The 20814-nt window shown below is 69.9% G+C and carries 20 protein-coding genes, 1 rRNA gene and 1 riboswitch; of the genes, 15 read left to right on the top strand and 6 right to left on the bottom strand.

The window, feature by feature from the left end:
- From rrf to ACFYV5_RS13065, 11 genes are all read left to right on the top strand, one after another.
- Nucleotides 1-93 (top strand): 5S ribosomal RNA (gene rrf, locus ACFYV5_RS13115); the annotation flags it as partial.
- Nucleotides 94-242: 149 nt separating this feature from the next.
- Nucleotides 243-851 carry a CDP-alcohol phosphatidyltransferase family protein gene (locus tag ACFYV5_RS13110; protein WP_355110136.1) on the top strand — a complete coding sequence of 203 codons (609 nt, stop codon included), beginning with the start codon at nt 243-245 and terminating at the stop codon, nt 849-851.
- A 117-nt stretch (nt 852-968) separates the two neighbouring features.
- A complete protein-coding gene (locus ACFYV5_RS13105; RefSeq protein ID WP_355110511.1) occupies nt 969-3464 on the top strand; it encodes a mannose-1-phosphate guanyltransferase in 2496 nt (831 codons plus the stop codon).
- A gap of 100 nt (nt 3465-3564) precedes the next feature.
- Nucleotides 3565-4494, top strand: coding sequence for a DUF881 domain-containing protein (locus tag ACFYV5_RS13100; protein WP_389167786.1), 930 nt, complete (start codon nt 3565-3567; stop codon nt 4492-4494).
- Entirely contained in the window at nt 4491-4823 is a 333-nt protein-coding gene (locus ACFYV5_RS13095; RefSeq protein ID WP_015032176.1) for a small basic family protein, read from the top strand. Before ACFYV5_RS13100 ends, ACFYV5_RS13095 begins: the two co-directional genes overlap by 4 nt.
- 5 nt (nt 4824-4828) lie before the next feature.
- Complete coding sequence (locus ACFYV5_RS13090) at nt 4829-5635, top strand: DUF881 domain-containing protein (protein ID WP_389167782.1); 807 nt, start codon at nt 4829-4831, stop codon at nt 5633-5635.
- Between the two features lie 82 nt (nt 5636-5717).
- Entirely contained in the window at nt 5718-6635 is a 918-nt protein-coding gene (locus ACFYV5_RS13085) for an FHA domain-containing protein (RefSeq protein ID WP_389167893.1), read from the top strand.
- Between the two features lie 29 nt (nt 6636-6664).
- Nucleotides 6665-7408 (top strand): MerR family transcriptional regulator, encoded by a 744-nt coding sequence (locus ACFYV5_RS13080; RefSeq protein ID WP_355110139.1) that lies wholly within the window; start codon nt 6665-6667, stop codon nt 7406-7408.
- Nucleotides 7409-7461: 53 nt separating this feature from the next.
- Nucleotides 7462-7935, top strand: coding sequence for a bifunctional nuclease family protein (locus tag ACFYV5_RS13075; protein ID WP_315894873.1), 474 nt, complete (start codon nt 7462-7464; stop codon nt 7933-7935).
- 175 nt (nt 7936-8110) lie between these two features.
- Nucleotides 8111-8737: a MerR family transcriptional regulator gene (locus ACFYV5_RS13070; protein WP_355110140.1), complete on the top strand. Its 627-nt coding sequence runs from the start codon at nt 8111-8113 to the stop codon at nt 8735-8737.
- 106 nt (nt 8738-8843) lie between these two features.
- Nucleotides 8844-10196 (top strand): DNA polymerase IV, encoded by a 1353-nt coding sequence (locus ACFYV5_RS13065; protein ID WP_389167777.1) that lies wholly within the window; start codon nt 8844-8846, stop codon nt 10194-10196.
- A 54-nt stretch (nt 10197-10250) separates the two neighbouring features.
- Here ACFYV5_RS13065 and ACFYV5_RS13060 read toward each other — a convergent pair whose 3' ends face one another.
- On the bottom strand, nt 10251-10616 hold the full coding sequence (locus ACFYV5_RS13060; protein WP_389167775.1) for a PRC-barrel domain-containing protein: 366 nt from the start codon (nt 10614-10616) through the stop codon (nt 10251-10253).
- A 124-nt stretch (nt 10617-10740) separates the two neighbouring features.
- A riboswitch (glycine riboswitch) is annotated at nt 10741-10839 on the top strand.
- 180 nt (nt 10840-11019) lie between these two features.
- Between ACFYV5_RS13060 and gcvP the strand changes: the two genes are divergently transcribed.
- A complete protein-coding gene (gcvP, locus tag ACFYV5_RS13055; RefSeq protein WP_389167773.1) occupies nt 11020-13905 on the top strand; it encodes an aminomethyl-transferring glycine dehydrogenase in 2886 nt (961 codons plus the stop codon).
- 91 nt (nt 13906-13996) lie between these two features.
- Here the strand turns inward: gcvP and ACFYV5_RS13050 are convergent, their stop codons facing one another.
- A complete protein-coding gene (locus ACFYV5_RS13050) occupies nt 13997-14203 on the bottom strand; it encodes a DUF5999 family protein (RefSeq protein ID WP_137990635.1) in 207 nt (68 codons plus the stop codon).
- A gap of 345 nt (nt 14204-14548) precedes the next feature.
- Nucleotides 14549-15148, bottom strand: coding sequence for a hypothetical protein (locus ACFYV5_RS13045; RefSeq protein ID WP_389167768.1), 600 nt, complete (start codon nt 15146-15148; stop codon nt 14549-14551).
- Nucleotides 15149-15630: 482 nt separating this feature from the next.
- Here ACFYV5_RS13045 and ACFYV5_RS13040 point away from each other — a divergent pair, with 482 nt between their 5' ends.
- Nucleotides 15631-17130 carry a glutamate-cysteine ligase family protein gene (locus tag ACFYV5_RS13040; protein ID WP_355110145.1) on the top strand — a complete coding sequence of 500 codons (1500 nt, stop codon included), beginning with the start codon at nt 15631-15633 and terminating at the stop codon, nt 17128-17130.
- Between the two features lie 291 nt (nt 17131-17421).
- Complete coding sequence (locus ACFYV5_RS13035) at nt 17422-18219, top strand: CPBP family intramembrane glutamic endopeptidase (protein WP_389167765.1); 798 nt, start codon at nt 17422-17424, stop codon at nt 18217-18219.
- Nucleotides 18220-18311: 92 nt separating this feature from the next.
- Here the strand turns inward: ACFYV5_RS13035 and ACFYV5_RS13030 are convergent, their stop codons facing one another.
- Nucleotides 18312-19121: a PhzF family phenazine biosynthesis protein gene (locus ACFYV5_RS13030; RefSeq protein ID WP_389167762.1), complete on the bottom strand. Its 810-nt coding sequence runs from the start codon at nt 19119-19121 to the stop codon at nt 18312-18314.
- A gap of 150 nt (nt 19122-19271) precedes the next feature.
- Here ACFYV5_RS13030 and ACFYV5_RS13025 point away from each other — a divergent pair, with 150 nt between their 5' ends.
- Nucleotides 19272-19898, top strand: coding sequence for a PadR family transcriptional regulator (locus ACFYV5_RS13025; RefSeq protein ID WP_355110148.1), 627 nt, complete (start codon nt 19272-19274; stop codon nt 19896-19898).
- Nucleotides 19899-19975: 77 nt separating this feature from the next.
- Here the strand turns inward: ACFYV5_RS13025 and ACFYV5_RS13020 are convergent, their stop codons facing one another.
- On the bottom strand, nt 19976-20404 hold the full coding sequence (locus ACFYV5_RS13020; RefSeq protein WP_389167759.1) for an SRPBCC family protein: 429 nt from the start codon (nt 20402-20404) through the stop codon (nt 19976-19978).
- Between the two features lie 86 nt (nt 20405-20490).
- Entirely contained in the window at nt 20491-20700 is a 210-nt protein-coding gene (locus ACFYV5_RS13015) for a hypothetical protein (protein ID WP_355110150.1), read from the bottom strand.
- Nucleotides 20701-20814 lie beyond the last annotated feature (114 nt).

Genomic DNA, 20814 nt, shown 5'->3' with positions numbered 1-20814 from the left:
ACGCCCGGTTACATTCCGAACCCGGAAGCTAAGCCTTTCAGCGCCGATGGTACTGCAGGGGGGACCCTGTGGGAGAGTAGGACGCCGCCGAACAATCATTAGCCTCGACCCCCGGACTTCGTCCGGGGGTCGAGGCATTTTTGCGTTCAAAAATCGGACAGTCGACCCCTGTGCACCCCCTCCTCGTGGCTGAGGGTAGGGTCAGGGGGCATCATTGGCACGTTCCCACAGGAGGCCCCCGGGTGGAGGTCCAGGAGACTCGCGTTCAGACGGACCGGGTCCTCACCATCCCCAACGTCCTGAGCATGGCTCGGCTCGTGGGCGTGCCGCTCTTCCTGTGGCTGATTCTCCGACCTGTGTTCGGCGGTCCGAACAGTGATGGCTGGGCCTTGCTGGTGTTGATGCTCAGCGGCGTCAGCGACTATCTCGACGGCAAGCTGGCCCGACGCTGGAACCAGATCAGCAACCTCGGCCGGCTCCTCGACCCGGCCGCCGACCGGCTCTACATCGTCTCCACCCTCATCGGCCTGACCTGGCGCGAGATCCTGCCCCTGTGGCTGACCCTCGCCCTTTTCGCCCGCGAGCTGATGCTGCTGGTCATGGTGGGAATCCTCCGCCGGCACGGCTATCCGCCGCCGCAGGTGAACTTCCTGGGGAAAGCTGCGACATTCAACCTGATGTACGCCTTCCCCCTGCTGTTGCTCAGTGACGGAACGGGCTGGCTTTCGTCACTCGCTGAAGTTTTCGGGTGGGCCTTCGCCGGATGGGGTACAACTCTGTATTGGTGGGCAGGGATCCTCTACGTGGTCCAGGTCCGCCGACTCGTCAAGGCGGATACCGCGGCCGATTGAGCCCGTCTGTCCTCTGCCGTGCAGCGTTGCCGGCATGTACGAGGACGCCCCCAGGGCCACCGAGTAGACAGGTGAACTCGGCAGGACCGTTGTCTCTTGAAGGAGGACGCTTCCGACATGAAGGCCGTCGTGATGGCCGGTGGCGAAGGAACCCGACTTCGTCCAATGACCTCGAGCATGCCCAAGCCTCTTCTGCCGGTGGCCAACCGGCCGATCATGGAGCATGTCCTGCGACTGCTCAAGAGGCACGGTCTCACAGAGACCGTTGTCACCGTGCAGTTTCTCGCCTCGCTCGTCAAGAACTACTTCGGTGACGGCGAGGAGCTCGGAATGGAGCTCAGCTACGCCAACGAGGAGAAACCGCTCGGCACCGCGGGAAGTGTGAAGAACGCCGAGGAAGCGCTGAAGGACGACGCCTTCCTCGTCATCTCGGGGGACGCACTCACCGATTTCGACCTCACCGACCTGATCGCCTTCCACAAGGAGAAAGGCGCCCTCGTCACCGTCTGTCTGACACGTGTGCCCAATCCGCTGGAATTCGGCATCACGATCGTGGACGAGGAAGGAAAGGTCGAGCGCTTCCTCGAGAAGCCGACCTGGGGGCAGGTCTTCTCGGACACCGTGAACACCGGCATCTACGTCATGGAGCCCGAGGTCTTCGACTACGTCGCGGCCGACACCTCCGTCGACTGGTCCGGTGACGTCTTCCCGCAGCTTATGAAGGAAGGCAAGCCGATCTACGGCTATATCGCCGAGGGCTACTGGGAGGACGTCGGTACGCACGAGAGCTACGTCAAGGCACAGGCCGACGTGCTCGAAGGCAAGGTCAACGTCGAACTCGACGGATTCGAGATCTCGCCCGGCGTGTGGGTCGCCGAAGGGGCGGAGGTCTCTCCCGACGCCGTTCTCCGCGGGCCGCTGTACATCGGCGACTACGCGAAGGTCGAAGCCGGGGCCGAGATCCGCGAGCACAGCGTCATCGGCTCGAACGTGGTCGTCAAGAGCGGAGCCTTCCTGCACAAGGCCGTCATCCACGACAACGTCTACATCGGGCAGCAGAGCAATCTGCGCGGCTGTGTGATCGGCAAGAACACCGACGTCATGCGGGCCGCCCGGATCGAGGACGGCGCCGTCATCGGTGACGAATGCCTGATCGGTGAGGAATCGATCGTCCAGGGGAACGTCCGGGTCTACCCCTTCAAGACCATCGAGGCCGGCGCCTTCGTCAACACCTCCGTCATCTGGGAGTCGCGCGGGCAGGCCCATCTCTTCGGGGCCCGCGGGGTCTCCGGGATCCTCAACGTCGAGATCACGCCCGAGCTGGCCGTACGGCTCGCGGGGGCGTACGCCACGACGTTGAAGAAGGGCGCGACCGTCACCACCGCGCGTGACCACTCCAGAGGTGCCCGTGCGCTGAAACGTGCCGTCATCTCGGCACTCCAGGCCAGCGCCATCGACGTACGCGACCTGGAGAACGTCCCGCTGCCGGTGGCGCGGCAGCAGACCGCCCGCGGGAGCGCCGGCGGGATCATGCTGCGGACCTCGCCCGGTGTGCCGGACTCCGTCGACATCATGTTCTTCGACGAGCGCGGTGCGGACCTGTCGCAGGCCGGGCAGCGCAAGCTGGACCGGGTCTTCGCGCGCCAGGAGTACCGGCGGGCGTTCCCGGGCGAGATCGGTGACCTCTCCTTCCCGGCGAGCGTCTTCGACTCGTACACCGGCTCACTGCTGCGGAACGTCGACATCTCCGGGATCGCCGAGGCCGGTCTGAAGGTCGTCGTGGACGCCTCGAACGGCAGCGCGGGGCTCGTTCTGCCGAGTCTCCTCGGCCGGCTCCAGGTGGACTCCCTGACCATCAACCCGGGACTCGACGAGTCGAGGCCCACGGAGACGGTGGAGACCCGGCGGGCCGGGCTCGTACGCCTCGGGGAGATCGTGGCTTCGGCGCGAGCCGCGTTCGGAGTGCGGTTCGACCCGGTCGGTGAGCGGCTGTCGCTCGTCGACGAGCGGGGCCGGATCATCGAGGACGACCGCTCGCTCCTCGTCATGCTCGACCTGGTGGCCGCCGAGCGGCGCTCCGGGCGGGTGGCGCTGCCGGTGACGACCACGAGGATCGCCGAGCAGGTCGCTGCGTACCACGGCACGCAGGTGGAGTGGACGACGACCTCTCCGGACGATCTGACGCGGGTCGGCCGGGAGGAGTCCACGATCTTCGGCGGCGACGGGCGCGGCGGGTTCATCATTCCCGAGTTCAGCAGCGTCTTCGACGGCGCGGCCGCGTTCGTACGGCTGATCGGGCTGGTGGCGCGTACACAGCTCACGCTGAGCCAGATCGACGCCCGTATCCCGCGGGCCCATGTCCTGCGGCGGGACGTGGCGACGCCGTGGGCCGTGAAGGGGCTCGTGATGCGCCGGGTCGTGGAGGCGGCCGGGGACCGGTCGGTGGACACCACCGACGGCGTACGGGTCGTCGAGGCGGACGGCCGCTGGGTCATGGTGCTGCCGGACCCGGCCGAGGCCGTCACCCATCTGTGGGCCGAGGGCCCCGACGACACCTCCGCGCAGGCCCTGCTCGACGAATGGTCGAACGTGGTCGACAGCGCTGGTCACTGACGCCTGGGACGGGTGAGCCGGGAGGTGTCCTTCGGACGCCTCCCGGTTCTTCGGTGGGGCCATTCGGCGGTAGTCCCGCCGACGTGCGACGATGTGCGGCATGTCGCAGCAGCACCCCGTTCGGAGCACCGGATCACCACCCCCGCGTCCGGACGCGTCCATGTCGCTGCTGAACAACGTGATCGACCATGCGCTCGACGACGGCTACGCCGAGGCGACCGCTCGGCGCGAGTCCGAGGGCGGCGGTCTGCCGCGCACGCTCCGGGCCAAGCTCGGCCTGGCGGCCGGCCTCGTGCTCGCCGCGGCCGTGGTGACCGTGGGAGCCGCGGAGGCGCGGATCTCCGCGCCGGTCGTCGCCAAGGAGCGGCAGGAGCTGATCGACCGGATCGACGCGGAGACCTCCGGGGCCGACAGGCTGGAGGAGGACGTCGAGAAGATCCGCGCCGAAGTGGGCGAGCGGCAGCGCAAGGCGCTCGAACAACACGGTGGTGACCAGGCCGAGCTGGTGGCGCTCCTCTCCGGGGCGATACCGGTGCACGGTCCGGGCGTGAAGCTCGTGGTCGACGACGCCAAGGGCACCGAGCAGGGCGGCGGTGGGCCCCGGGAGAGCAGTGGGTTCTCCGACACGGGCCGGGTCCGTGACCGCGACATGCAGCGGGTCGTCAACGGTCTGTGGCAGTCGGGCGCCGAGGCCGTCGCGATCAACGGCCAGCGGCTGACGTCGCTGTCCGCGATCCGAGCGGCGGGCGACGCCATACTGGTCGACAACAAGCCGCTGGTGCCGCCGTACACGGTGCTGGCGGTGGGGGACGGGCAGCGGTTGAGCACCGCGTTCCAGGACAGCGCCGACGGCCAGTACCTGCACGCGCTGCAGGAGAACTTCGGGATCCGCACCAGCATCTCGGCCGAGGCCGAGGTGCGTCTGCCGGCCGCGCCGAGTCTGACCGTACGTACAGCACAGCCGAGGGGAGCCGGGGCGGCCAGGGCCACCGGACAGGCCACGGCCGACACAGGGAAGGGCACATCTTGATCGCCGTACTGGGCCTGATCGTGGGAGTGGTGGTCGGACTGTTGGTCCGGCCCGAGGTTCCGGCGGTGGTCGAGCCGTACCTTCCGATCGCCGTGGTCGCCGCTCTCGACGCGGTCTTCGGCGGCCTCCGCGCCATGCTCGACGGAATCTTCGTCGACAAGGTCTTCGTGGTCTCCTTCCTGTCGAACGTGGTGGTGGCGGCGCTGATCGTCTTCCTCGGCGACAAGCTGGGTGTCGGCGCGCAGCTGTCGACCGGTGTCGTCGTCGTGCTCGGCATCCGGATCTTCTCCAACGCCGCCGCCATCCGGCGGCACGTCTTCCGGGCGTGACGCCGATGAGCAACGACGCGCACCCCGAGACGCCGGAGACCCCGGACGAGGACAAGGCGACGCCTCCGGCGCCCGCCGCGCCCGAGCCGCAGCTGACCGGGCGTCAGCGGCTGGCCGCCGGGCTGTGGCCGCCGCGTGTGAGCCGGGCCCAACTCATCGTCGCGCTCCTGCTGTTCGTCCTCGGCCTGGGCCTTGCCATCCAGGTCCGCTCCACCAGCGACAACAGCGCGCTGCGCGGCGCCCGTCAGGAGGACCTCGTCCGCATCCTCGACGAGCTCGACGACCGTACGCAGCGCCTGGAGGACGAGAAGGCGCGCCTGGAGAACCAGCGCTCCGAGTTGGAGTCCAGCTCGGACCAGGCCGAGGAGGCGCGTAAGCAGACCCAGGAGAAGGAGCGTCAGCTCGGGATCCTGGCCGGCACGGTCGGTGCCGAGGGCCCGGGCATCACGCTGACCGTCGCGGGTGCCGCGGCGGTGGTGGAGTCGGACATGCTGCTCGACGCCATCCAGGAGCTGCGGGCCGCGGGCGCCGAGGCGATCCAGATCAACGACGTGCGGGTCGTCGCGGACAGCTACTTCACCGGCGCGGGCGGCGACATAGAAATCGATGGAACGAAGGTGGCCGCTCCGTACGTCTTCAAGGTCATCGGCAAGCCCGAGGATCTCGAGCCCGCACTCAACATCCCCGGTGGAGTCGTCCAGACACTGGAGAAGGAGCAGGCCACCGCGACCGTGGCCCGGTCCGAGAAGATCGTCGTGGACGCCTTGCGACCTGCGAAGCGGCCTGACTACGCTCAGTCGTCCTCGCAGTGAGGCGGGGCCGCGTGGCGGTCGCGCGACATGGGGAAGACGTTGCGGGGGGTCGCCGCACCACAAGCGTGGTGCGTGGTGGAAACTGTCGGGAGGATACGGACGTTGTGAAGGTGTCCGGGTCGGCAGGTGTGTTCATTCAGGGTTCGTCCTGCCCCACGGGCGGGTCTGTTTCGGTCAAGGGGAATCGCCCGTGAGTTTTTTTGCGAAGTTGTTCGGCAGGAGCGCACGCGAGGACGGCGGCAACGCCAAGCACCGCGCGCCGCGCCACGCCCAGAGCGAGGAACAGGGTGGCGAGCGTCCGCTGTTCCGTGACGAGGTCGACGGCCAAGGCGCGTCGTCTGTTGACCCTGCCGGTGCAGGCCGCATAGGTTTCGGGGAGCCATCGACCTCAGGTACGGGTGGAGGGTTCGCCCCCGATCCGTATGCGACCCAGACCTCCGCGGGCCAGCCGCGGCAGGAGGATGCGTCCATGCCGGTGTGTACGAGGTGCGGTCACCGCAACGCCGCGGACAGTCGTTTCTGCTCCCACTGCGGTACGCCGCTGCGGGGCGGGGCGCCCGTGGAGCGCGCGTCCGAGACGACGTCGACGATCTCGATCTCGGGCCTCGAAGCGTACGACGCCGAGGTCACCGGTCAGACCCCCGTTCCGTCGCTGTCGCCCGAGGCGCTGGCGGCCGTCGAGTCCCTGCCGGCCGGGTCGGCGCTGCTCGTCGTGCGGCGCGGCCCGAACTCGGGCAGCCGCTTCCTGCTGGACGGCGAGCTGACCACGGCCGGCCGTCACCCGCAGAGCGACATCTTCCTCGACGACTTCACCGTGTCGAGGCGCCATGTGGAGTTCCGGCGGGCGCAGGACGGCAGCTTCACCGTGGCCGATGTCGGCAGCCTCAACGGCACGTACGTCAACCGTGAGCCGATCGACTCGGTCGTTCTGTCCAACGGCGACGAGGTGCAGATCGGCAAGTACCGGCTGGTCTTCTACTCGAGCCAGCGGGGCGCGTGACGCCTCGGGGAATCCTTCAGGGAAGGTCCATGCTGCGAACACCGACGGGCGGTGCCGGACACGGCACCGCCACCGCGGGCGACCGCCTGGTCAGCATCGGCACGGTGCTGAACCAGTTGCGTGACGAGTTTCCCGAAGTGACCATCTCCAAGATCCGGTTCCTGGAGGCCGAGGGGCTCGTCGAGCCCCGGAGGACGGCCTCCGGCTACCGGAAGTTCAGCCCGCAGGACGTGGAGCGGCTGGCTCAGATCCTGCGGATGCAGCGGGACCACTATCTTCCGCTGAAGGTCATCCGGGAGCATCTCGACGCTCTCGCCAGGGGCGAGCAGATCAAGCTGCCGTCCCCCAGCCCGCAGCGGGATCTCCTCGACGGGGCCTGGGAGCCGGAGAGCGACCGCCCGACCGCCGCCCGGGTGGGCCGGGCCGAGTTGCTCGCCGCCGCCGAGGTGAGCGAGGAGCAGCTCGCCGAGTGGGAGTCGTACGGGCTCATCGCCGCGGGGGCCGAGGGCGGCTACGACGCCGAGGCGATCACCGTGGCCAGACTTGTCGCGGATCTGGGGAGATTCGGCCTGGAACCGAGGCACCTCCGGGCGGTCAAAGCGGCCGCCGACCGCGAGGCGGGACTGGTCGAGCAGATGGTCGCACCGCTGCGCCGGCACCGTAATCCGCAGACCAGAGCCCATGCGGAGGCCACCGCCAAGGAGCTTGCAGGGCTCTCCGTACGGCTGCATGCGGCACTGGTCCAGACCGCTCTGGGGCTCCGGCTGCAGTGATCTTGCGGGGGCCCGACTACCCAAACCGGTCGGGCACGTCCTAGGGTTGCTGTGTGAACGAGCTCGACGTTGTGGGTGTCCGGGTGGAAATGCCCTCCAACCAGCCGATCGTGCTCCTGCGTGAAGTGGGAGGCGATCGGTACCTCCCCATCTGGATCGGACCGGGTGAGGCGACCGCGATCGCCTTCGCCCAGCAGGGCATGGCCCCTGCCAGGCCGCTGACGCACGACCTCTTCAAGGACGTCCTTGAAGCCGTGGGCCAGGAGCTCACCGAGGTCCGCATCACGGATCTCCGTGACGGTGTCTTCTACGCGGAGCTGGTCTTCGCCAGCGGCGTGGAGGTGAGTGCCAGGCCGTCCGACGCGATAGCGCTGGCCCTGCGCACCGGGACGCCGATCTTCGGCAGTGACGGTGTGCTCGACGACGCCGGTATCGCGATTCCGGACGAGCAGGAGGACGAGGTGGAGAAGTTCCGCGAGTTCCTCGACCAGATCTCCCCGGAGGACTTCGGCTCGAGCAGCCAGTGAGGCCGTCGCGCGCCGGGTGCCGTCAGGGCATTCGAGTAGCCGTTCCCCGGAGAGGGACACGGGAAACCACTCTCAGGGTGATTATCACTCGGCGTGCCGAGTGTGGCGATCGTTGACGCACCCCGAGTGACTGCCTACCTTCGTGTGGGCAGGTCAAGGACGGAGGGTCGGCGTGATGAGCAGCGGCGACGGTACGGCAGGGGGCTCCCTCGGGCGGGCGCCCGGGGAGAACGGTCCGTATCCGCTTCACGAGAGTGTGGGCGACTTCGGTACGGACGCGGCGGGTGCGGACGAGGCATCGGGCACGGACGTGGTGGGATACCGCGGTCCGACGGCGTGCGCGGCGGCCGGGATCACCTACCGCCAATTGGACTACTGGGCGCGTACGGGGCTCGTCGAGCCGAGCGTACGACCGGCATACGGATCCGGGACGCAGCGGCTGTACAGCTTCCGCGACGTCGTCGTCCTCAAGATCGTCAAGCGTTTCCTGGACACCGGGGTCGCGCTGCAGAACATCCGCGCCGCCGTCCAGCATCTGCGGGCCCGCGGCTTCCGGGACCTGGAGCGGATGACCCTGATGAGCGACGGGGCCACGGTCTACGAGTGCTCTTCGCCCGACGAGGTCGTGGACCTGCTCCAGGGCGGGCAGGGCGTCTTCGGGATCGCGGTGGGCGTGGTCTGGCGCGACGTGGAGGCGGCGCTCTCGCAGCTGCACGGGGAGCGCATCGACACCGGTGAGACGCTGATCGGCCACAATCCGGGCGACGAGCTCGCTCGGCGGCGGCGCGACCGGGCGGTCTGAGCGCGGATCGGCGCGCCGGCGGATCGATGTCGGTACGGAGCGGTCCTTGGCGCGTCCGTACGTGAGTGCGGGCCGATTGTCAGTGGCGTAGGGCAGCATCGGACATGTGAGAGCCGCGCCGACGATCCTGCATCTGGACATGGATGCCTTCTTCGCCGCCGCCGAACAGGCGGCGAAGCCGAGTCTGCGCGGGAAACCGGTGGTGGTCGGAGGGCTGGGCCCCCGTGGGGTCGTCGCCACCGCCTCGTACGAGGCACGGGTCTTCGGGGTCCACTCCGCGATGCCGATGGGGCAGGCCCGGCGCCTGGCGCCCAACGCCGCCTATCTCGTGCCGCGCTTCGCCTTCTATCGGACGATCAGCGAGCAGGTCATGGAGTTGCTCGGGCGGCTGTCCCCGCTGGTGGAGCCGCTGAGCCTGGACGAGGCCTTCGTGGACCTGGAGGCCGGGGGTGTGGCCGACGACAGCGACAGCGCGCGCGAGGCCGGTGAGCGGCTGCGCAGGGACATTCTCGCCACCACGGGGCTGACGGGGTCGGTGGGGCTCGCCGGGTCGAAGATGCTGGCGAAGATCGCCTCGGAGGAGGCCAAGCCGGACGGTCTGGTGCTCATAGAGCCGGGGACCGAGCGGGAGCTGCTGGGGCCGAAGTCGGTGCGGATCCTGCCGGGCGTGGGGCCGGCCACCGGGGAGCATCTGCGGCGAGCCGGGATGACGACGGTGTCGGACCTCGCGGAAGCGGGCGAGGACGAGCTCGTACGGCTCTTGGGGCGGGCGCACGGGGCCTCCCTGTACCGGATGGCCCAGGGGTACGACGACCGGCCCGTGGTGGCCGAGCGCGACGCGAAGTCGGTGTCGGTGGAGGACACCTTCGACGTGGACCTGCACGACCGGGTGCGGATCCGGACCGAGGTGGAGCGGCTCGCGGAGCGGTGCGTGGGGAGGCTGCGGGCCTCGGGCCACTCCGGGCGGACGATCGTCCTCAAGGTGCGGCGGTTCGACTTCTCGACGCTGACGCGTTCCGAGACGCTGCGCGGGCCGACGGACGACCCGGTGGTGGTGAGGGAGGCCGCGGGGCGGCTGCTGGAGGGGGTGGACACGACGGGTGGTGTCCGGCTGCTGGGCGTGGGGGTGAGCGGGCTCGCGGACTACACGCAGGAGGACCTGTTCGCTCAGGCGGCGGAGCCTTCCGCGGGCGTGGAGGTGGAGGCGCCCGAGCCGGCGGCCCCCGAGCCGGAGGAACCCGCGGAGCGGCGGTGGTCGCCCGGGCACGACGTACGGCACGCGGTGTACGGCGCCGGGTGGGTGCAGGGGAGCGGGGTGGGGCGCGTCACCGTGCGCTTCGAGGAGCCGGGGTCGGCGCCGGGGCGGGTACGGACGTTCCTGGTGGACGATCCGGACCTGGTGGCGGGGGAGCCGTTGCCCCTGGTGGGGGGCGGGGACGACGAGGCGGCGGTCGCCTAGCGTCGAAGCCGTGCGGGGAGCGGGTCAGGCCTCGATGGCGGGTGCCGGGGCGCGTCAGGCCTCCTCCTGGCCCGCCAGGCGGCCGAAGTCGCGGTCCAGGGGGGGTGGGGGGAGCGCGATGTTGTAGTGGCGGTAGAGCTGGAGTTCCTGCTCGGGGGAGAGGTGCCGGCCCACGCCGAAGTCCGGGGCGTCCTTGATGAGAGACCTGTCGTAGGGGATGTGGAGGCCGTCGGCGGCCAGTTCGCTCGGCTCCAGGGGGACGAACGCGTCCCGGCTGAAGAGGCCCGTGCGGACCGCGGCCCATTCGGGGACCCCCGTCGCGTCGTCCAGATACACCTCGTCCACGGTCCCGATCTTGTGTCCCTCGCGGTCGTACGCCTTGCGGCCGATCAGGCTGCGCGGATCGATGTCGGTCTGCACGGTCCCTCCAACAGGTCGCACCCGGTCTACGAAGACCTACAAAGAATACGAAAGTGCACATCTGGGATGTCGGCCACTTGAGCGATGTGACCGAGAACCGCGCTGGTAGGCTGGCTGTGGCTGTCGACCCTGTGCGGGAGAGTCCTCCGAGGAAAGCTTTCGGAGGCGCCGAAGGAGCAAATCCTCCCCGGAATCTCTCAGGCCCCTGTACCGCACGGACGAGGTCACTCTGGAAAGCAGGGCGGAGGTCCGACGGCATCCGCTCTCACCGACGGTGAAAACCGGCGCGCCTCTTCGGCATGCCGGTGAAGCTCTCAGGTTGAGATGACAGAGGGGGAGGCCGTCCGGGCACCCGCGCCGTTGGTGCCCCTCGCAGGTCGTGACGACCAGGAGGCCTCCGTACATGACCGCCAACCGCACTCCGCTCTCCGAACTCGAACAGGGCATCCCGTTCGAGCAGCGGCACATCGGGCCCGACGCCGAAGCACGGGCCAAGATGCTCGCGCAGGTCGGCTATGGCTCGCTCGACGAGCTCACGGCCGCCGCCGTGCCGGACGTGATCAAGAACGCCGAGGCGCTGGGCCTGCCCGCCGCCCGCACCGAGGCCGAGGTCCTCGCCGAGCTGCGCGCGCTCGCCGACCGCAACCAGGTCCTCGCCCCGATGATCGGCCTCGGCTACTACGGCACCTTCACCCCGCCGGTCATCCTCCGGAACGTGATGGAGAACCCCGCGTGGTACACGGCGTACACGCCGTACCAGCCGGAGATCTCGCAGGGCCGTCTGGAGGCGCTGCTCAACTTCCAGACGATGGTCGCCGACCTCACCGGTCTGCCCACCTCCGGCGCCTCGCTGCTCGACGAGGGCACCGCGGCCGCCGAGGCCATGGCGCTGTCCCGTCGCGTCGGCAAGGTCAAGAACGGTGTCTTCCTCGTCGACGCCGACGCCCTGCCGCAGACCATCGCCGTCATCGAGACCCGTGCCGAGCCGACCGGTGTCGAGGTCGTCGTCGCGGACCTGTCCGAGGGCATCCCCGCCGAGATCGCCGAGCGCGGCGTCTTCGGCGTGCTCATCCAGTACCCGGGCGCGTCCGGTGCCGTCCGTGACATCAAGCCGCTCGTCGACGCCGCCCACGAGCTCGGCGCGATCGTCACCGTCGCCGCCGACCTGCTCGCGCTGACGCTGCTCACCTCGCCCGGTGCGCTGGGGGCCGACATCGCCGTGGGCACCACCCAGCGCTTCGGTGTCCCGATGGGCTTCGGCGGCCCGCACGCCGGCTACATGGCAGTCCAGGACAAGCACGCCCGCTCCCTTCCCGGCCGCCTCGTCGGCGTCTCCGTCGACGCCGACGGCAACCGGGCGTACCGCCTGGCGCTGCAGACCCGCGAGCAGCACATCCGCCGCGAGAAGGCCACCAGCAACATCTGCACCGCGCAGGTGCTGCTCGCCGTCATGGCCGGCATGTACGCCGTCTACCACGGCCCCGACGGTCTGAAGCAGATCGCCCAGCGCGTCCACCGGTACGCCACCGTCCTCGCCGCGGGTCTCCGCGCCGGTGGCGTCGAGGTCGTGCACGGTTCGTACTTCGACACCCTCACCGTCCGCGTGCCGGGCAAGGCCGCCGAGGCCGTCGCCGCCGCCCGTGAGGCCGGGGTCAACCTGTACCTCGTCGACGCCGACCACGTGTCGGTCTCGTGCGACGAGACCACCGGTCGCGCCCAGGTCGCCGCCGTGTGGAGCGCCTTCGGTGTCGACGCCGACATCGAGGCCCTGGACACCGCCACCGAGGACGCGCTGCCCGCCGCGCTGCTGCGCTCCGACGCGTACCTCACCCACCCGGTCTTCCACGCGCACCGCTCCGAGACGTCGATGCTGCGCTACCTGCGCAAGCTCGCCGACCGCGACTACGCGCTGGACCGCGGCATGATCCCGCTCGGCTCCTGCACCATGAAGCTGAACGCGACGACCGAGATGGAGCCGGTGACCTGGCCCGAGTTCGGCCAGATGCACCCCTTCGCCCCGGTCGAGCAGGCGCAGGGCTACCTCACGCTGATCACCGAGCTGGAGGAGCGCCTCGCCGAGGTCACCGGCTACGACAAGGTGTCGATCCAGCCCAACGCCGGTTCGCAGGGCGAGCTGGCCGGTCTGCTGGCCGTGCGCGCCTACCACCGCGCCAACGGCGACCTGCAGCGCACCGTCTGCCTCATCCCGTCCTCCGCGCACGGCACCAACGCCGCGAGCGCCGTGATGGCCGGCATGAAGGTCGTCGTCGTCAAGACCGCCGACGACGGCGAGGTCGACGTCGCGGACCTGCGCGCCAAGATCGAGCAGTACCGCGACGAGCTGTCCGTGCTGATGATCACCTACCCGTCCACGCACGGCGTGTTCGAGGAGCACGTCGCCGACATCTGCGCCGAGGTCCACGAGGCCGGCGGTCAGGTGTACGTCGACGGCGCCAACCTCAACGCGCTGGTCGGTCTCGCCAAGCCGGGCAAGTTCGGCGGCGACGTCTCGCACCTCAACCTGCACAAGACCTTCTGCATCCCGCACGGCGGTGGCGGCCCCGGTGTCGGTCCGGTCGGCGTCCGCGCCCACCTCGCCCCGTACCTGCCGAACCACCCGCTCCAGCCCTCCGCGGGCCCGGAGACCGGTGTCGGCCCGATCTCGGCCGCCCCCTGGGGCTCGGCCGGCATCCTGCCGATCTCGTGGTCGTACGTGCGTCTCATGGGCGGCGAGGGCCTCAAGCGCGCCACGCAGGTCGCCGTGCTCGCCGCGAACTACATCGCCAAGCGCCTGGAGCCGCACTACCCGGTGCTCTACACCGGCCCGGCCGGTCTGGTCGCCCACGAGTGCATCGTCGATCTGCGCCCGCTCTCCAAGGCGACCGGCGTCAGCGTCGACGACATCGCCAAGCGCCTGATCGACTACGGTTTCCACGCGCCGACGATGTCGTTCCCGGTGGCCGGCACGCTGATGATCGAGCCGACCGAGTCCGAGGACCTGACCGAGCTCGACCGCTTCTGCGACACGATGATCGCGATCCGCGGAGAGATCGAGAAGGTCGCGTCGGGCGAGTGGCCCGCCGAGGACAACCCGCTCCGCAACGCCCCGCACACCGCGGCGGCGCTGGGCGGCGAGTGGAACCACGCGTACAGCCGTGACGAGGCGGTCTTCCCGGCCGGCGTGTCCGCCGCGGACAAGTACTGGCCGCCGGTCCGCCGGATCGACGGTGCGTTCGGTGACCGCAACCTGGTCTGCTCCTGCCCGCCGCTGGACGCGTACGACAACTGAGCATGAGCTGAGTTCCCTCGGCAACTGAGCATGTTTCAGGGCCGGTTCGGAGGATTCCTCCGGGCCGGCCCTTGTCGTGTGCCTCCCGCGGTCAGGCGGCGGTCGTCACCCGGCCTGCCGTCAGCGGCCGGTGCGGGGCGATGATCTGTCCGTCCGGCAGCAGTTCACCGGTGTCCTCGAAGAGCAGGACCCCGTTGCACAGCAGGCTCCAGCCCTGCTCGGGGTGGTGCGCCATCAGTCGGGCCGCCTCCCGGTCGGCGGAGTCGGCGGTCGGACAGGCTGGCTGGTGCTGGCACATGGGTGGGTTCTTTCGCTGCGTCGTGGTGTCTGTCGTCCTGCGGCTCGATGCGGTGCTCATGGCCGCCCCCCGTTGTCGGTTCGGTTGGTCCAGTGTTCCCCCACGGACGTCGATCCGCAGGTATTTCACGGCAGCTCTTCCTACTGCATGAAGACGTATCACCCGCGTGGGCGGTTCAGCTCAACTGGGCGGTCTTTTCGGATGGTTCGGGGTAGCCCTGGTGGGCTAGTCCGTACGGGGCGGGGTGTTCGACCGCGGTGTTCGGGCAGCACGGCGCCCCGCGGCCCGGCCGGCCGCGGGGCGTATGCGCAGGTGTGGGGCGTGTGCGGTACCGGTTGCGGTGGTTCAGGCCGGCGCCGGCGTGCCGAACAGCGGCGGCGGCGCGAGGCGCAGGGTGAGGATGGGCAGCAGGTCGGCGACCTGGTGCGGACGGTGGGCGGCGATGCCCGGCGGCGCCGGGGCGAGCGGGATCAGGAGGTCGGCGGGTGCGGGCGAGGTCGATGCCCCGTCGGCCTCCGTGTCCCCGTGGAGCCACAGGGTCAGCATGTACAGCTCCGGTACGGAGAGCAGGCGCGGCTGGTACGTCGCCGGCAGCGCTTCGGCCTGGAGCAGGGCGCGTTCGGTGGCGGTGACGTACGGGCCCTCGAAGAAGTGCGAGAAGGACCAGCCGTCGGGCGTGAGCATGGTGTCGGCGGCGGCGACGGCCCGGTCGGTGCCCCGGATCAGGAAGCGCCAGCCGGTCAGCCGCGTGCGCGGCGCCTGCCCGGGCGGTGTGACCTGGTCCCGTACGTCGAGGACATGAACGGGCAGGGGCAGCTCGGGGCTCAGTGGCCCCTGGGCGGACCGGAGGGCGGGAGTTCGTGCTTCGCGGACGGCGGTGGGGGAACCGAGGGCCGCGAGGACGCTGCGCAGGGCCGGCGCAGGGGCCGGGGAGGGTCGGAGCATGGTGGGTCGCCTCTCGCTCAGGAGACACGGTGATGCGTGGGCAGGTACGACGGCGCTGTGGGCTGCCGGGCCTGAAGGGGCCATGAAGCCATGGCCGGGCGCCAACACTCTGCCTCGTGCGCAGAGTTTATACGAGACGTGTTCACGCAGTGTTTCCGCTAGCTGTCGCCGATATTGCGAGCAAGACCTCATCCGGCCTTGTTCCAGCGGTGATTCGCTCCTTTTGTGGGGAGGGAACTCCGCCTGCCTGCGACGTCGTCGCCGCTTTGGACGGCCAAATATCGACCCCATGCTTTCCGCGATTATGTCCGCGGAATATGTCATGTGCCGAGTGCCCCCGGGACGTGTCGGGGGATTGCTCAATCCAGCTTACCGGTCGACGGAGTGGGTCCGCAGGCGTTATGGATCATTCGGCCGGGGCATCATCGTCCGTGACGCGCGCGGCCGTCGCCGTGGCCGCCCAATCGGGGAGGGACGCTTCGATGGGGGAGAAGGTCGTGGCAGACGGGTTCGACCTGTCCGATCGGCAGAGGTACCGAAGGAAGCTCCAGCAGTGTCTGGCGGGGCTCGCGAGGCTCTTGGCGGAGAAGAGGTTCGACCGTCCGCAGAATCTGATGGGCCTGGAGATCGAACTCAATCTCGCGGGCGCGGACGGCATGCCCCGTATGGTGAATGGCGAGGTCCTCAAGCGCATTGCGAGCACCGATTTCCAGACCGAACTCGGAATGTTCAATCTCGAAGTGAACATCGCTCCGCACCGTCTCGGCGGCCGCGTTTTCGACCGGCTCGCGGAAGAGCTGAGGACGGGTCTGGGATATGCCGACCGCAAGGCCCGCGAAGTCGACGCGGGCGTCGTCATGATCGGAATTCTGCCGACGCTCGCCCAGCATGATCTCGTCTTCGAGAACCTCTCGGCCGTCGACCGGTACTCCCTGCTCAACGACCAGATCGTCGCCGCCCGGGGCGAGGACTTCGCCCTCGACATCCAGGGCGTGGAGCGGCTCACCTGCACCTCCACGTCGATCGTGCCCGAGGCGGCCTGTACCTCCGTCCAGCTGCACCTTCAGGTCACCCCGGGCCGGTTCGCGGCGGTGTGGAACGCGGCCCAGGCGGTCGCGGCGGTGCAGATCGCGGTCGGTGCCAATTCGCCGTTCCTCTTCGGCCGGGAGCTCTGGCGCGAGTCCCGTCCGCCGCTGTTCCAGCAGGCGACCGACACCAGGCCGCCGGAGCTCCAGGCGCAGGGGGTGCGGCCGCGCACCTGGTTCGGGGAGCGGTGGGTGGATTCGGCGTACGACCTCTTCGAGGAGAACCTGCGGTACTTTCCCCCGCTGCTGCCGATCTGCGACGAGGAGGACCCGCTCCTCGTCCTCGACCGGGGCGGGGTGCCGCGTCTGCAGGAGCTCGTCCTGCACAACGGGACGGTCTACCGCTGGAACCGGCCGGTCTACGGCTGGGTGGACGGGGTCCCGCATCTGCGGGTGGAGAACCGGGTGCTGCCGGCCGGACCGACGGTCACCGACGTCGTCGCCAACGCGGCCTTCTACTACGGGCTCGTGCGGGCGCTGGCCGAGGAGACCCGGCCCGTGTGGAAGAGGCTGGCGTTCGAGGACGCCGCCGCGAACTTCGACCTCGCCTGTCGCCACGGGATCGAGGCGGAGCTGCGCTGGCCCCGGCCGGGGCGCTCGGGCGGGGTCGCGCCGGTGCCCGCGGTACGCCTCGTCCTCGACGAGCTGCTGCCGCTGGCCGCGGCGGGGCTCGACGCCTGGCACGTCGAGCCGGCCGACCGGGACTTCTACCTCGGCGTGATCGAGGAGCGTTGTCGAGGACGGGTCAACGGCGCGTCCTGGCAGGCCGACACCTTCCGCCGCGCGCGGGAGTCCGGCCTCGACCGCGAGGCGGCCCTGGCGGCCACGACCCGCCGGTACGCCGAGCTGATGCACGGCGGCGAACCGGTGCACCGGTGGCCGGTGGGGATCGACTAGGGGGTGTCTTGTCGGCCAGGCCGGATCAGGGAGCGGGGTCTGGTGCATGGGGTCTCCCCAGGCCCGCCAGGGCCCAGGGGACGGATCGCGAGGCGGAGGAGGGAGACGACGCGGTGGGGCCGCCTCCCGTGCCCGAAGGGCTACAAGGGAGCGGCACCAGGGCACGCGAGCCCGGCCTGATCGGCACGACACCCCCGAGGCATCGCTCACGGACCCGGAATGGCGTCCGGCCCGGCCCGTCGCGCATGATCTCCGTACCCGGAACGCGATGGGGAAGTGGAGACAGGTGTGGTGTCGGAGCAACGAGTGGTCGCCGATTCTCTTCCCCCCGACGGCCTGCCGCGCAAGGTCCTGCGGTCCGAGACCCTGATCGTCCTGGCTCTCTCCCTCGGCGCGAGCGCGGTGTCGTCCCTCATCAGTTTCGTCGGCTCGCTGACCAAGCCCGGCGGGCTGAAGGAGCAGGCGGCGACGCTCAACGGCTCGTACGCTCCCGGCCGGCCGTGGCTCGATCTGGCCTGGCAGCTCTTCGGCATCGCCACGGCGCTCGTACCGGTCGTGCTCGTCGCCCATCTGCTGCTGCGTGAGGGGTCCGGGCTGCGGGCGATCGGTTTCGACCGGGCCCGGCCCTGGCCGGATCTCGGACGGGGAGCCCTGGTGGCCGCGGGGATCGGGAGCGCCGGGCTCGCCTTCTACCTGGCGGCGCGGGCGGCCGGCTTCAATCTGACGGTCGTGCCCGAGTCGCTGCCGGACGTGTGGTGGAAGTACCCCGTCCTGGTCCTGTCGGCGGTGCAGAACTCCGTACTGGAGGAGGTCATCGTCGTCGGCTATCTGCTGCGCCGGCTCGACCGGTTGGGGTGGTCACCCATGGCGGCCCTGGTGGCGAGCGCGGTGCTGCGTGGTTCGTACCACCTGTACCAGGGGATCGGTGGCTTCGTCGGGAACGTCGTCATGGGCGTCGTCTTCGTGCTGCTCTACCGCCGCTGGGGGCGGGTGGGCCCGCTCGTGGTGGCGCACGCGCTCCTCGACATCGTGGCCTTCGTCGGTTACGGGCTGCTGGCCGGGAAGGTGGGCTGGCTGCCCACCGCGTAGAGGTGTGAAAAGGGAAGGGGCGTACGGCGACGGCCGTACGCCCCTTCTTCGTGTCCCGGTGGTTCCGGTGGTCCCGGTGTCGTTTCGTGCGGTCAGGCGTGCAGGTCGCCGTCGATGACGGTGACCGCGTGGCCGGTCAGCAGGGTGCGGTCGCCGCGCAGCCGGGTGCGGACCACGCCGGTGCGGGCGCCGCCCTGGAAGCCGGTCAGGTCGTCGCGGCCGAAGCGCGCGGACCAGAACGGCGCGAGCGCGGTGTGGGCGCTGCCGGTGACCGGGTCCTCGTCGATCCCGAGGCCGGGGAAGAAGCCGCGCGAGACGAAGTCGTAACCGCGCTCGGGCCGTTCGGCCGCGGCGGTCACGATGACACCCCGGTCGGAGAGGTGCACCAGGGCCGCGAAGTCCGGCTCCAGGGACCGGACGGTCGCCTCGTCGCGCAGTTCGACGACCAGGTCGCCGATGTGGGCCGCGGTGTCGTGGACGGAGACGACCGCCGCGCCCAGCGCCTTCTCCAGGCCGTCCGGGGCCGGCACGGGGGTCAGCGCGGAGGTCGGGAAGTCCATCGTGATGGTGCCGTCGTCCGCGGCGGTGGCGCTGAGGATGCCACAGCGGGCGGCGAAGCGGACGGTGCCCGTCGCGGCGCCGGTCGTGTGCAGGACGTGGGCGGTGGCGAGGGTGGCGTGGCCGCACATGTCGACCTCGGTGGTCGGCGTGAACCAGCGCAGGGCCCAGTCGGCCTCGCCGCCGGGCGGCAGGGGGTGGGCGAAGGCGGTCTCGGAGAGGTTGACCTCGGCGGCCACCTTCTGGAGCCAGTGGTCGTCAGGGAAGGAGTCGAGGAGGAGGACCCCTGCCGGATTGCCGGAGAAGGGGCGGTCGGTGAAGGCGTCGACGATTCGGATCCGCATGGCACGGACCGTACCGGGGCGGTAAAGCCGCAGGCCAAGGCCAATCCGGGACGACTGGACCGGATGAGCGTTGGCAAACGACCTGTTCCGATATATCGTTGAGGCATCGCGACAGTTCGAAGACGTACACCCGATGGAAGGAGCGTTGCGATGCGTTCACATGGACACGAACACGGACATGGAGAGTGCGGACCCGGCCCTCGTGGTGGGGGAGGACCGCGCGGTGAGTTCGAGGGGCGGCGTGCCGCCTTCGGCCCCTTCGGGCCCGGCTTCGGCGGCGGACCGTTCCGGGGAGGCCCCTTCTCCGGTGGGCGCGGTCACGGCGGCGGCCGGGGAAGGGCGCGGCGCGGCGACGTGCGCGCCTCGATCCTGGCGCTGCTGAAGGACCGCCCGATGCACGGGTACGAGATGATCCAGGAGATCGGCGAGCGCAGCGGCGGGGCGTGGAAGCCCAGCCCCGGCTCCGTCTACCCGACCCTTCAGCTTCTCGAGGACGAGGGCCTGATCACCAGCGCGAGCGACGGCGGCAAGAAGCTGTTCACGCTCACCGAGGCCGGCCGCGCCGAGGCCGAGTCCGGGCCGGAAGCCCCGTGGGAAGAGGCCGGGCGCGGGGTCGACTGGGAGGCCCTGAACGAGGTCCGACAAGCCGGCTTCGGTCTGATGGAGGCGTTCGGGCAGGTCTGGAAGACCGGCAGCGCGCAGCAGCGGGAGAAGGCCGTCGAGGTCATCAACGAGGCCCGCAAGAAGCTGTACCTGATCCTGGCCGACGAGCACTGAGCGGACGGACCGGATGGATCGAGGGCCCCGCGGCGCTGTGCCGCGGGGCCCTCGCCGTGTCCTGGATCCGATCCGTGTCAGGCCACCAGGCCGGCCAGCTTCCGCAGGGACTCGTTCAGGGCCGCGGTGGCCGAGTCCTTCAGCTTGCCCGCCATCAGCGAGACGGCCGCGCCGGTGAACGTGCCGTCGATCCGGACCGTGGTGGCGTCCCCCTCCGCCGCGAGCGAGTAGCGCGTGGCGACCTCGACCCCCATCGGGCCCTTGCCCCGGATGGCCAGTACCCGGGCGGGCTCCAGCTCCTCGACCGTCCAGGTCACCTCGGCGGGGAACCCCATCAGCTTCATGTTCTCCGCGAAGGTCGCCCCCGTCTCCAGCGAGGCCGGCCCCCCGTTCGGGAAGCTGGTGTGGGTGGCGTTCCACTCTGCGTACGAGGCGAAGTCCGTCAGCTGCGCCCAGACCTTCTCCGCCGGCGCCTCGATGCGTGCCTCCGCGCTGACTTCGGCCATACGACCACCCCTTCACGGGTTCACGTGTGCACGTGTTCTTGTCGGTCCTCGGTGTCGACGGAACGTAGCCGTGTGCTCGTGAACATTCAATACTGATGAACCGTCAGTTCTTCGGCGTCGCCGATCCACCACATCTGCGCGGAGTCGAACCAGTCGGAGGCCCGTGGTCCGCCGCTCTCGTCGTGGCAGTGGAACGCGGCCCAGAAGAGGTCGGCCGGCAGCGCTTCCCGCGGTGCGTACACGCGGTAGACGTACTGCCGCCCGTCGAGTGCGAGCAGGGCGACCATCCAGAACATATTGAGGGGACGAAGCCGGAGGGCGCCCTGGTTGCATGTGGGGCGCAAAGCAAGGCGGCGCGCGCCCTCAGGGGGAGAACCCCCGAAATCTCCTCCCCAGGGAGGAGAGACCGC

This window comes from Streptomyces sp. NPDC003035, assembly GCF_042888285.1.
Lineage (GTDB): Bacteria > Actinomycetota > Actinomycetes > Streptomycetales > Streptomycetaceae > Streptomyces.
Note: the sequence above shows the minus strand (reverse complement) of the source record. Positions and strands in the feature narration are given on the sequence as shown.

Bases quoted from the DNA above. Each gene is read 5' to 3' on its own strand.
- ACFYV5_RS13030 (WP_389167762.1), bottom strand. From the start codon at position 19,121: ATGCGGATCCGAATCGTCGACGCCTTCACCGACCGCCCCTTCTCCGGC.
- gcvP (WP_389167773.1), top strand. From the start codon at position 11,020: ATGACCGCCAACCGCACTCCGCTCTCCGAACTCGAACAGGGCATCCCG.
- ACFYV5_RS13070 (WP_355110140.1), top strand. From the start codon at position 8,111: ATGAGCAGCGGCGACGGTACGGCAGGGGGCTCCCTCGGGCGGGCGCCC.
- ACFYV5_RS13105 (WP_355110511.1), top strand. From the start codon at position 969: ATGAAGGCCGTCGTGATGGCCGGTGGCGAAGGAACCCGACTTCGTCCA.
- ACFYV5_RS13025 (WP_355110148.1), top strand. From the start codon at position 19,272: ATGCGTTCACATGGACACGAACACGGACATGGAGAGTGCGGACCCGGC.
- ACFYV5_RS13080 (WP_355110139.1), top strand. From the start codon at position 6,665: ATGCTGCGAACACCGACGGGCGGTGCCGGACACGGCACCGCCACCGCG.
- ACFYV5_RS13045 (WP_389167768.1), bottom strand. From the start codon at position 15,148: ATGCTCCGACCCTCCCCGGCCCCTGCGCCGGCCCTGCGCAGCGTCCTC.
- ACFYV5_RS13090 (WP_389167782.1), top strand. From the start codon at position 4,829: ATGAGCAACGACGCGCACCCCGAGACGCCGGAGACCCCGGACGAGGAC.
- ACFYV5_RS13100 (WP_389167786.1), top strand. From the start codon at position 3,565: ATGTCGCAGCAGCACCCCGTTCGGAGCACCGGATCACCACCCCCGCGT.
- ACFYV5_RS13015 (WP_355110150.1), bottom strand. From the start codon at position 20,700: ATGTTCTGGATGGTCGCCCTGCTCGCACTCGACGGGCGGCAGTACGTC.
- ACFYV5_RS13050 (WP_137990635.1), bottom strand. From the start codon at position 14,203: ATGTGCCAGCACCAGCCAGCCTGTCCGACCGCCGACTCCGCCGACCGG.
- ACFYV5_RS13020 (WP_389167759.1), bottom strand. From the start codon at position 20,404: ATGGCCGAAGTCAGCGCGGAGGCACGCATCGAGGCGCCGGCGGAGAAG.
- ACFYV5_RS13040 (WP_355110145.1), top strand. From the start codon at position 15,631: ATGGGGGAGAAGGTCGTGGCAGACGGGTTCGACCTGTCCGATCGGCAG.